The 7870-nt window shown below is 36.1% G+C and carries 8 protein-coding genes and 1 tRNA gene; 6 read left to right on the top strand and 3 right to left on the bottom strand.

Going from position 1 to position 7870, the window contains the following annotated elements:
- Both AC1DIT_RS27520 and AC1DIT_RS27515 read left to right on the top strand, forming a co-directional pair.
- Positions 1 to 212 (top strand): metal ABC transporter permease (locus AC1DIT_RS27520; protein WP_476998568.1); only part of this gene is annotated, 212 nt, incomplete at its 5' end.
- 13 nt (positions 213 to 225) lie between these two features.
- Complete coding sequence (locus tag AC1DIT_RS27515) at positions 226 to 639, top strand: Fur family transcriptional regulator (RefSeq protein WP_016116349.1); 414 nt, start codon at positions 226 to 228, stop codon at positions 637 to 639.
- 81 nt (positions 640 to 720) lie between these two features.
- Here the strand turns inward: AC1DIT_RS27515 and ispG are convergent, their stop codons facing one another.
- The 3 genes from ispG to AC1DIT_RS27500 form a co-directional block, all read right to left on the bottom strand.
- A complete protein-coding gene (gene ispG / locus AC1DIT_RS27510; RefSeq protein ID WP_170927917.1) occupies positions 721 to 1818 on the bottom strand; it encodes a flavodoxin-dependent (E)-4-hydroxy-3-methylbut-2-enyl-diphosphate synthase in 1098 nt (365 codons plus the stop codon).
- Positions 1819 to 1983: 165 nt separating this feature from the next.
- Positions 1984 to 2331, bottom strand: coding sequence for a hypothetical protein (locus AC1DIT_RS27505; protein ID WP_016116347.1), 348 nt, complete (start codon positions 2329 to 2331; stop codon positions 1984 to 1986).
- A 64-nt stretch (positions 2332 to 2395) separates the two neighbouring features.
- Positions 2396 to 2887, bottom strand: coding sequence for a DUF1189 family protein (locus AC1DIT_RS27500; RefSeq protein WP_016116346.1), 492 nt, complete (start codon positions 2885 to 2887; stop codon positions 2396 to 2398).
- A gap of 348 nt (positions 2888 to 3235) precedes the next feature.
- On the opposite strand from AC1DIT_RS27500, the gene AC1DIT_RS27495 reads away from it, so the two are divergent.
- The 4 genes from AC1DIT_RS27495 (at position 3236) to AC1DIT_RS27480 (ending at position 7602) form a co-directional block, all read left to right on the top strand.
- Positions 3236 to 3309: transfer RNA gene (locus tag AC1DIT_RS27495), tRNA-Ile, on the top strand.
- Between the two features lie 224 nt (positions 3310 to 3533).
- Positions 3534 to 4145, top strand: coding sequence for a superoxide dismutase [Mn] (gene sodA / locus AC1DIT_RS27490; protein ID WP_016116345.1), 612 nt, complete (start codon positions 3534 to 3536; stop codon positions 4143 to 4145).
- 21 nt (positions 4146 to 4166) lie between these two features.
- Positions 4167 to 5381, top strand: a complete 1215-nt coding sequence (locus AC1DIT_RS27485) for an MFS transporter (RefSeq protein WP_476998569.1) — start codon at positions 4167 to 4169, stop codon at positions 5379 to 5381.
- Between the two features lie 109 nt (positions 5382 to 5490).
- Entirely contained in the window at positions 5491 to 7602 is a 2112-nt protein-coding gene (locus AC1DIT_RS27480) for a peptidoglycan D,D-transpeptidase FtsI family protein (RefSeq protein WP_476998567.1), read from the top strand.
- Positions 7603 to 7870 lie beyond the last annotated feature (268 nt).

Genomic DNA, 7870 nt, shown 5'->3' with positions numbered 1-7870 from the left:
CCCTAATGACGTTACCAGTTGCCGCAAGTATCCGCATCGCAAAAGGATTTAAACAAACAATTTTCTTTTCCATTTTATTTGGTGAAATTTCCGTGATAGGTGGGCTGTTTGCTTCTTATCAACTTGATTTAGCTCCAGGTGGTACAATTGTTATGCTAGCGGTTCTTATTTTAATCGGTGCAATCTTATGGAAGAAGAAAAAAACTGCATAAAGTAGGGATAGTTATGAATCTGACTGAAGCTTTACGTCTTATGAAAGAAAAAGGCTATAAACACACTGGAAAAAGGGAAGAAATGTTACGTTTATTTGCGGTTCATAATCGTTATTTAACCGCAAAAGACGTTTTAGAGCATATGAAGGATGATTACCCAGGACTAAGTTTTGATACAATCTATCGTAATTTAACGGTATTTGCTGAAATTGGTGTTTTGGAGCAAACAGAATTAAATGGAGAAAAGCATTTTCGTTTTACATGTTCAATTATGGAACATCATCATCACTTCATTTGCTTGGATTGTGGTGGTACGAAAGAAATTACTTCCTGTCCAATGGATTTTATGAATAAAGATTTTAAAGGATACGAAGTAACAGGGCATAAGTTTGAAATATATGGGCGTTGCCCGAAGTGTGCAAAGTAAAAGCTTGTCAGCGTAAAGACTGACAAGCTTTTATTTGTAGTTATAAAACGGCTGCTGGTGACATCCAGGCAGCCGTTTTTATTATTGCTCTTGTTTTTCTTTTTCTTGATTTGCAGCCATTTCAGCAGCAATTACATCAATTTCTTTTTTGAGTTCTTCTACCATTGTTTCTTCTGGTACTTTGCGAACGACTTTTCCTTTACGGAATAATAAACCTTCTCCACGTGCACCGGCAATACCGATATCAGCTTCACGAGCTTCACCGGGTCCGTTTACAGCACATCCAAGTACAGCAACTTTGATTGGTACTTTCAGCGTAGAAATATATTCTTCTACTTCATTTGCAATACTGATAAGGTCAATTTCAATACGACCGCAAGTTGGACAAGAAATAAGTGTTGCAGCATTCGATGCAAGACCGAATGATTTTAAAAGTTCACGAGCAACTTTTACTTCTTCAACAGGATCAGCACTTAATGAAATACGAAGTGTATTTCCGAGACCTTTACTTAAGATTGCTCCAAGACCAGCAGCACTTTTTACCGTTCCAGCAAATAGTGTTCCWGATTCTGTAATRCCTAAATGTAATGGATAATCAAAGGCACGAGCTGCTTTCTCATAAGCTTCGATTGCTAAGTTAACATCAGAGGCTTTCATGGATACGATGATATCGTGGAAATCTAAATCCTCTAAAATTTTAATATGATGCAGTGCGCTTTCAACCATACCATCTGCAGTAGGATAGCCGTACTTTTCTAAAATATGGCGCTCTAATGAACCAGCATTTACACCAATACGAATTGGAATACCGCGTTCTTTTGCAGCAGTTACAACAGCTTCTACTTTATGGCGACGCCCAATGTTTCCTGGATTGATACGTACTTTATCAATGCCGCCTTCAATTGCTTTTAAAGCAAGACGATAATCAAAGTGAATATCAGCAACAAGTGGGATGTTAATTTGTTTTTTAATATCAGCAATAGCATTTGCTGCGCGTTCGTCTGGAACAGCAACGCGGACAATTTGACAACCCGCTTCTTCTAAACGTTTAATTTCAGCAACTGTAGCTTCTACATCATGCGTTTTTGTTGTTGTCATACTTTGTATAATTAATTCATTATTACCGCCAATTGTTAAATTACCGACTTTAACAGGACGTGTTTTTGTACGATGAGTCATTTCATTCACGAATAGATCGCTCTCCTTATAAAAGAAGTTTCTTATTTTGTTGCCTCATATCAAATATAGTATATGTGATATGGAGCGATAGAAACCTATATGCTCGGTTTCACTTTTACTATTGTATCAGCGCCTTTATGTAATTGACAAGGATTAAGTGATGGTTCATTGATATAGCGGAAATTTGTAAGATTTTCCAATCTGAATTTTTGTAGAAGATGTATTTTTATTTAATTGTTTAAAATCATCGATTACTTTTTCAATAGAAGGAACTTTTTTCTTGTTAATCGCTTCTGTAATGGATAAAACAGTATCTCCTGTTTTTACTTCAATCGCTTTATATTGTGCATCCGTTTCTTTTTTGGATTTTGTATCAACATTTTCTTTTTTTACAGTTTGGGCAGCTGATGGTTTTTTGTATGAACTTAACATTGGCAAAGTACCAATTTTTATATCGTAATAAAACACGTAACCGAGAACAAGCACAAGTAAGAGTGTACCAAGTCTTTTCATATTCCTCACTCCTTTGTTAGGAAATATATGCTTGTCCAAAAAAAAAATGCCAAAATGGCATTTTTTATAGTTCGTGTTTTTCTTTAGGTTTTGGTATTTCTTTAATGGTTAAGTACAGAACAATTAAAATGATTGCAGTGTATAAAAGGAATGACCATGGTACATTTATTTTTAATAAATCCATAATCATAAATAAAATTGTTGGAATTGTATAGCTGTAAGCTGTTAATGTCCAAATTTGTGTGTAAGATAACTTCCGCTGATCGCTCATTGCAGAACCAATAAAGGCTAAAATTGTTACCCCTAGGAATGAAATGAATAATTGGAACAAGTAAATGCCTATTCCTACAACAAGCATGAGAATAGGATAAATGCTATCAATGGCTGATATAATATCTTTAATATCTTTTTTCTCAAATGTAAAAGTTTTTGGGATTGTTGCAATTAAACACAATAACGTGATATACAGAATCGTTTTCCCGATTTTTTGAAAACGAAAAAGTGCCATGTCTTTTGGCGAATATAAACTTTTTACTAGCTGCATAAATACGGACATCTATTCACTTCCTTTGCTATATGTATGATAGATTGATGCATAAAATTATTGTAACGTACGAATCTAGAGAACCACAAGTTATATCGTGTGAAGTAAATGTAAAATAGACGAGAGCTCACCATCATTGAGAAATGAGGAAAAGTTTACTGATGGAAGTTTGACTTTAAGAAAAGTAAAAATACAATTGACACTTTTCTTTTTTATATGGTAAATTTATCTTACATTTCTTAATCGATATATCTCGCAGTGACTCAACCATGTAATCATACAGTTTTCAGCTTGTATGAAAGTTCTGTGGAGACTTGGTGGTGTGATTTAAATTTCAGCCACCGATATATACATAATTCTGGACCCTTAGCTCAGCTGGTTAGAGCAGACGGCTCATAACCGTCCGGTCGTAGGTTCGAGTCCTACAGGGTCCATATCCATTTCACATGTTCATCATGTAGACGGGAAGCTTCCTTGTAGAAGGAAGCTTTTTTTACGAAATATATGAGCATTTTATTTGAAAAGAAATGGGAATTTTGCTACGTTAATGATAGCAAGACAATGTGATTTAATTTGTTTTCACCCTATGGCAATTAGGGTAAAATGAAGTTGTATGCCAAGTCATTTTGGCAATACATAAACTGGGAGGAATGTAACAATGGCAAAACATGAATTACCAAATTTACCTTATGCGTATGATGCTTTAGAACCTCACTTTGATAAAGAAACAATGAACATCCATCATACAAAACACCACAACACTTACGTAACAAATTTAAACGCTGCGCTAGAAGGTCATGCAGAACTAGCTGACAAAAGTGTTGAAGAATTAGTTGCAAACTTAAATGAAGTACCAGAAGCAATTCGTACTGCAGTACGCAACAACGGTGGCGGACATGCGAACCATACTTTCTTCTGGACAATTCTATCTCCAAATGGTGGTGGACAACCAGTAGGTGAACTTGCAGCTGCAATTGAAGCGAAATTCGGTAGCTTTGATGCATTCAAAACAGAGTTCGCAAAAGCTGGTGCAACTCGCTTCGGTTCTGGTTGGGCTTGGTTAGTAGTAAACAATGGTGAGCTAGAAGTAACAAGCACTCCAAACCAAGATTCACCTTTAACAGAAGGTAAGACTCCAGTTATCGGTTTAGATGTTTGGGAGCATGCTTACTACTTACATTACCAAAACCGTCGTCCTGACTACATCGGTGCATTCTGGAACGTTGTAGACTGGAACGCAGCTGAAAAACGTTACCAAGAAGCTAAATAATATCGCTTGTTCCGTTTTGTTATGGGGGGGTTATACACGCTCGCAATTTCTTTATCCAACACGTTTGTTAACATTTATTTATGGAAACAAACACAAAACTATGTGAATCTTGGTTTGTATAATTTAGCAAGCGTTGTATTGCAGCCACTAACATTTCTTTTTGCAGGAAAATTGGCAAAACGGATAGATCGTGCTATTTTACTGCGAATCGGTGTGGGAACATTAGCTGCTTTTTTTATTGTTGTTTTACTCGCAGGAACGCATGCTTCACATTACATTTTATTACTTGGTGGTCTTCTTGGAATTGGATACGGTTTTTATTGGCTTGCATTTAATCTGTTGACATTTGAGATTACGGAACCGGAAACACGTGATTTTTTTAACGGTTTTCTTGGTCTTCTAACATCCTTTTCTGGAATGATTGGGCCAATAGCAGCGGGATATACGATTTCACGTATGGAGAAATGGAGCGGTTATACAGTTATCTTTTTTCTTTCATTAACTTTATTTGCAATTGCTGTTGTCATAAGCTTCTTTTTATCGAAAAGAGAATGTGAGGGGCGCTATGAAATTGTTCAAGTTTTGAAAGAACGTAAGGTTGATAAAAACTGGGGAAGGATTACACGCGCACACTTTTTTCAAGGATTAAGGGAAGGGACGTTTATTTTTGTTATTTCTGTATATGTCTATTTGGCATCAGGGAGCGAATTTGCACTAGGGAAGTATAGTTTAGTCAATTCCGCTGTTTCATTTGTATGCTATTACTTGGTTGCGCGTATGTTAAAAAAGGAGTGGAGAAAAAAGGCGATTTTACTTGGTGGAATTATTTTGTATGTCGTTGTATTTTTAGTTATTTTTCATGTTACATATGTAAAATTACTCATTTATGCAGCATGTATTGCAATAGCTTATCCGATTTTACTTGTTCCGTACGGATCGATGACATACGATGTAATCGGAAGAGCAAAGCAGGCGAGAGAATGGCGGGTCGAGTATATTGTTGTTCGAGAATTATGGTTAAACAGCGGAAGAATTTGTTCGATTTTAAGTTTTTTATGTGCAGTATCATTTTTCCAGCCAGAAAAAAGCTTACCTGTTCTATTATGTATTCTTGGAGCTGGACATTTACTTATTTATTTTGCTGTTAGAAATGTCAAATACGGGGAAGGGAATCCAAATAAACCAAGGATTCCAGCACCTGAAACAACACAAAATCATACCGAACGAGAAGGTTAACTTCTTCTGGATTTTATGCTAGAATAAAAAGACATGTAAAACAGCAGTGAGGACACCTGTAATAAGGTGTCCCTTTCCTATTACATAGCTGTTGGTAGAGGGGGTTCGTATGAGTAAAAAGAAGAAAAAAAAGAAAACCCACGTTCCGTTTCGGCTTAACGTGTTGTTTTTTTGTGTGTTTTTAATGTTTTCAGCGATCATTGTAAAGCTTGGAATGGTACAAATTGTACATGGTGAGGACTATAAAAATGAAGTTGAAAAAAAGGAAAACTCAACAGTAAGTAATCCAGTTCCACGCGGAAAGATCTTTGATAGATATGGTCGTGCGGTTGTGGATAATAACCCAGTTCGTACCATTACGTTTACAAGACTGAAGGGTTCAACTTCGGAAGAGCGTTTAGAAACAGCGAAAAAACTGGCGAAGCTAATTGAAGTATCACCAGATAAATTAACAGAACGTGATAAAAAAGATTATTGGCTTTCTTTACATGAAAAAGAGGCAAAGGAAAAGATTACAAAAAAAGACCAAGCTGAATTTAAAGCAAAGAAAATTGATGATAAAGAAATGGCAGAGCGTCAGCGTAATCGCGTGACAGAGGCAGAAATAAATCAATTAACACCCGAAGATTTAGAAATACTTGCAATTAAGAGTAAAATGGATGGCGGATATGCAATGACACCGCAAATCATAAAAAAAGATGTAACACCAGAAGAATATGCAATCATTAGTGAAAATTTAGCATTGTTGCCAGGTGTAGATACGACAGTTGATTGGGATCGTAAATACACTTATGATGATATGTTCCGTAGTGTACTTGGTGGTGTAACAAGCTCAGATGAAGGGTTGCCAAGAGAACGACTAGATTATTTTCTTGTTCGAGATTATAACCGTAACGACCGCGTTGGTAAAAGTTATATTGAACAACAGTACGAGGATACGCTTCATGGTACAAAAGCAGAAGTGAGAAATATTACAGATAAAGACGGGAATATTTTAGAAACAATAAACGTTTCTAAAGGACAACGAGGAAACGATTTGAATTTAACAATTGATATGGAACTGCAAAAACGTGTAGAAGATATTCTCACGAAGAATTTAAAGCAATATAAAGGTGCAGAACCACTTTTAGATCGTGCGTTTGTTGTGATGATGAATCCGAAAAATGGTGAAGTTTTATCTATGGCTGGAAAACAGCTTGTAGAAGAAAATGGAACAACAGAGGTAAAAGACTATGCATTAGGAACAATGACAAGTGCGTATCCTATGGGCTCAACTGTAAAAGGGGCTACGGTGTTAACAGGATATCAAACAGGAGCAATTACGCCTGGAACAGTACTAGTGGATGAACCAATTCAACTAAAAGGTACACCAGTAAAAGCTTCTTGGAAAACGATGGGCAGCATTAACGACCTTACCGCTTTGAAAATGTCTTCTAACGTATATATGTTTAAAACAGCTATGAATATTGCTGGAGTGCCATATGTTAGAGGTGGTACATTAKATATTAAGAAAAAGGCATTCGATGATATGCGTTATTATTTTGGACAGTTTGGGCTTGGCGTGAAAACAGGAATTGACTTACCAAACGAAATATCTGGTCAGAGAGGTTCAGGTCTTCAACCAGGTTTCTTATTAGACTTAGCAATCGGACAGTATGATACGTATACACCGCTTCAACTTGTACAGTATGTTTCTACAATTGCAAATGGCGGCTATCGTATGCAACCGCAAATCGTAAAAGAAATTCGTCAACCAACATCTAAGCCAGATGAAGTTGGGAAAGTGATTCAATCGATGGAACCAAAAGTATTAAATCGCATTGATATGCCTGAAGATCAAATCCAGCGAGTGCAAGAAGGATTTAGACAAGTGTTTAATGATTCAGGTGGTACAGGTACAAAATACTTTACAGGTGCAAAATATACAGCTGCCGGAAAAACAGGAACAGCACAAACGTTTTATGGTGGCAATAAAGATATTGGAAGAAATGCAAAAGGTGAACCGGTACCAACTTATAACTTAACGTTAGTAGGATATGCGCCGCTTGATAATCCAGAAGTTGCATTCTCTGTTGTTGTTCCATGGGTACACGATGATAAGTCTGGAATTAACGGAAATATCGGTCGTGAAATTATGGATGCTTACTTTGACTTGAAAAAACAAGAAGTAACAGGTGAAGCACCAAAAGATGAAAAAGGTAAAAAAGGAAAAGAAGAATAAAAATATGTGAATTTGGCACACTATCTTAAAAGATAGTGTGCTTTTTTTTGTATTTTATGCATAGGTTTTAGTAATTGTGGACGAGCATATCCCATACGCGAAATAGGGGGTTGAAAAAGTGAACTCTCTCATAGTATGACCGGTCATATATTTACTTTTGAGAAAAGAAGTGAAAATGAGAAAGAAGTATCGTATTCCTCCACATTATGTTGAACTTTACAAAACTTTTACAAATTATTAAAACCGAATTAATAGTTGGGTATTATTC

The sequence above is a fragment of the Bacillus sp. 05T22 genome (assembly GCF_056396765.1).
Note: the sequence above shows the minus strand (reverse complement) of the source record. Positions and strands in the feature narration are given on the sequence as shown.